General features: G+C 70.4%; 3 protein-coding genes. All 3 read left to right on the top strand.

The features are described 5' to 3' along the window. Positions 1–135: 135 nt before the first annotated feature. The 3 genes from FGD71_RS35275 to FGD71_RS35265 all read left to right on the top strand — a co-directional run bounded on the left by FGD71_RS35275 (position 136) and on the right by FGD71_RS35265 (position 3,350). Entirely contained in the window at positions 136–984 is an 849-nt protein-coding gene (locus tag FGD71_RS35275) for a GNAT family N-acetyltransferase (protein ID WP_119104633.1), read from the top strand. 29 nt (positions 985–1,013) lie between these two features. Then, positions 1,014–1,583 (top strand): GNAT family N-acetyltransferase, encoded by a 570-nt coding sequence (locus FGD71_RS35270; protein ID WP_119104632.1) that lies wholly within the window; start codon positions 1,014–1,016, stop codon positions 1,581–1,583. Between the two features lie 72 nt (positions 1,584–1,655). After that, complete coding sequence (locus tag FGD71_RS35265) at positions 1,656–3,350, top strand: proline--tRNA ligase (RefSeq protein WP_119104631.1); 1,695 nt, start codon at positions 1,656–1,658, stop codon at positions 3,348–3,350. Positions 3,351–3,489 lie beyond the last annotated feature (139 nt).

Raw genomic sequence — 3,489 nt, 5'->3', positions numbered from 1 at the left:
GACGAGGCCGCCAGGCCGATACGGGGGTCTGGGGGCGGAGCCCCCAGTAAGAGGCCCAACCCAAGGGGCGGGCGTCGCCTATTTTCGCCAGGTACAGTGCGGAGATCAGCAGACCCCAGGGTGAGGCCCCCGTACGTGTTGACCCAGACGACCACCAGGGTCCTCGAACCGAGTGACCTGGACGCCGCGCTCGCCGTCCTCGACCGTGAGCCGGTCGCCAACGCATTCGTGACGTCCCGGGTCCACGTCGCGGGCCTCGACCCCTGGCGGCTCGGTGGCGAGATGTGGGGCTGGTACGAAGAGGGCATGTTGACGTCCCTGTGCTACGCGGGCGCCAACCTGGTCCCGATCTGCGCCACCCCTCGCGCGGTACGCGCCTTCGCGGACCGGGCGAGAAGAGCCGGCCGTCGCTGTTCCTCCATAGTCGGCCCCGCAGAGGCCACCGCCCAGCTGTGGCGGCTGCTCGAACCGAACTGGGGCCCCGCACGCGAGATCCGGGCCCACCAGCCGCTGATGGTCACCGACGGGCTGCCCGCCGACATCGCCCCGGATCCCTACGTCCGCCGCATCCGCAAGGACGAGCTGGAGACGATCATGCCCGCCTGCGTGGCGATGTTCACCGAGGAGGTCGGCGTCTCGCCGCTCGCCGGTGACGGTGGGCTGCTCTACCAGGCCCGGGTCGCCGAACTCGTCGGCTCCGGGCGCTCCTTCGCCCGTCTGGGCCCGGACGGCCGGGTCGTCTTCAAGGCGGAGATCGGCGCCGCGACGCCGCAGGCCTGCCAGATCCAGGGTGTCTGGGTCGCGCCCGAATACCGTGGCCAGGGCATCGCGGCGCCCGGTATGGCGGCCGTTCTGCGGTACGCCCTCGCGGACGTCGCACCGATCGCGAGCCTGTACGTCAACGACTTCAACACGGCAGCCCGGGCGACCTATCACAGGGTCGGCTTCCAGGAGGTCGGAGCCTTCATGAGCGTTCTGTTCTGACGCCCGAACAGGGCCTGTAGTCTCCCCGCATGCTTCGCTTCCCCGGTCAGGGCCCTGGTACGCCCGACGATGTCGTCATCGGCCCGCTGGACCTGGCCGCGCGGGTCGACGAGGCACTCGCCGTGCAGGCCGTGGCCTTCGGACTCGGGGCGGACGAGATCGCCGTACGGCGGCAGATCGTGCTGCGGCATCTGACCTCTCCCGGCGCCCGCGCGCTCGGCGCCACGACACCGAGCGGCCGGCTCGTCGGCTTCGTCTACGGCATGCCCAACGACCGCTCGCACTGGTGGTCCACCGTCGTCGAGCCCTATCTGCGCAGCCAGGGCCACGAGGCCTGGCTCGACGACTCCTTCGTGATCACCGAGCTGCACGTTCACCCGCACTACCAGAACCACGGCATCGGCCGCGCCCTGATCACCACGATCACGGACAGCGCCGACGAGCCCCGCTCGATCCTCTCGGCCATCGACACGGACAGCCCGGCCCGCGGCCTGTACCGCTCACTCGGTTACGAGGACCTGGCCAGGCAGGTCATGTTCCCCAGCGCGCCCAAACCGTACGCGGTCATGGGAGCCCCCCTGCCCCTCCGCCGCCGCTAACGGATTTCCGCAGCGATGGCACGCCCGGCTAACCTCCTAGCCATCACCCTTACGCAGCAGGAGTTAACAATCATGGCCCAGGTCCAGCGCATGTCCCGGTTGATGGTCAAGACACTGCGCGACGACCCGGCGGATGCCGAGACCCTCAGCCACAAGCTGCTCGTCCGCGCCGGCTACGTGCGCCGCAACTCCGCGGGCATCTGGACCTGGCTGCCGCTCGGCAAGAAGGTCCTCGACAACATCTCGCGCGTGGTCCGCGAGGAGATGGACGCGATCGGCGCGCAGGAAGTGCTGCTGCCCGCCCTGCTGCCCAAGGAGCCGTACGAGGCGTCCGCCCGCTGGGAGGAGTACGGCGACCTCCTCTTCCGCCTCAAGGACCGCAAGGGCGGCGAGTATCTGCTCGGCCCGACGCACGAGGAGATCTTCACTCTCGTCGTGAAGGACCAGGTGGCCTCGTACAAGGACCTCCCGGTCATGCTCTACCAGATCCAGACGAAGTACCGGGACGAGGCCCGCCCCCGCTCCGGCGTGCTGCGCGGCCGCGAGTTCCAGATGAAGGACTCGTACTCCTTCGACACCACGGACGAGGGACTGGCGGAGTCGTACCGGCTGCACCGCGAGGCCTACCAGAAGATCTTCACGCGCCTGGGCCTGGACTACCGCATCGTCTCCGCCGTCTCCGGCGCGATGGGCGGCTCGGCTTCGGAGGAGTTCCTCGCGCCGGCGGCCGCCGGTGAGGACACCTTCGTGGACTGTCCGGCCTGTGACTACGCGGCGAACACGGAAGCGGTGACGTTCGCGCTGAAGCCGGTGGAGGGCGCCGAGCACGGGCCGGTCGAGGACGTGGACACCCCGGACACGCCGACCATCGAGACCCTCGCCGAGCACCTCGGCGTACCGGCCTCCGCCACGCTCAAGAACCTCCTGGTCAAGGTCGACGGCGAGATCGTCGCCGTGGGCGTCCCCGGCGACCGCGAGGTCGACCTCGGCAAGCTCGGCGAGCACCTCGCCCCGGCCGTCGTCGAACTCGTCACGGCCGAGGACTTCGAGGGCCGCGAGGACCTCGTACGCGGTTACGTGGGCCCGCAGGGCCTGGAGAAGGTCCGCTACATCGCCGACCCGCGCGTGGCTCCGGGCACGGCCTGGATCACGGGCGCGAACAAGGCCGACACCCACGCGCGCAACGTGGTCTGCGGCCGGGACTTCCAGGTCGACGACTACCTCGACGTGGTCGTCGTCGAGGAGGGCGACCCCTGCCCCTCCTGCGGCACCGGCCTCAAGCTGGACCGCGCCATCGAGATCGGCCACATCTTCCAGCTGGGCCGCAAGTACGCGGACACCTTCCAGCTCGACGTGCTCGGCCAGCAGGGCAAGCCGGTCCGCGTGACCATGGGCTCGTACGGCGTCGGCGTCTCCCGCGCGGTGGCCGCCCTCGCCGAGCAGTCGGCGGACGAGCAGGGCCTGTGCTGGCCGAAGGAGGTCGCGCCGGCGGACGTCCACGTGGTCGCCGCGGGCAAGGCTCTGCAGACCGAGCTGGCGCTGGACGTCTCCGAGAAGCTGGGTGCGGCGGGCGTCCGCGTCCTGGTGGACGACCGGGCCGGCGTCTCGCCCGGAGTGAAGTTCACCGACGCCGAACTCATCGGCGTCCCCCAGATCCTGGTCGCCGGCCGCCGCTCCGCCGAGGGCGTCCTGGAACTGAAGGACCGCCGCACGGGCGAGCGCGAGGAGCTGACGGTCGACGAGGCGATCGCCCGCCTGGCGGCGTAGCCGGTCCACGGGTTTCCTCGCCCCCGCCGCCCCTACCCGTCCCATCCTGTACCTGGGGGCTGCGCCCCCAGACCCCCCTTATCGGCCTAGCGGCCTCGTCCTCAAACGCCGGACGGGCTGAAAATTAGCCCCTCCCTCG

Origin of the sequence: Streptomyces sporangiiformans (genome assembly GCF_005768555.2) — a bacterium.
In the GTDB taxonomy this organism is placed as follows: Bacteria; Actinomycetota; Actinomycetes; order Streptomycetales; family Streptomycetaceae; genus Streptomyces; species Streptomyces sporangiiformans.
The sequence above is the reverse complement of the archived record's forward strand: the minus strand, read 5'-3'. Positions and strand labels throughout refer to the sequence as shown.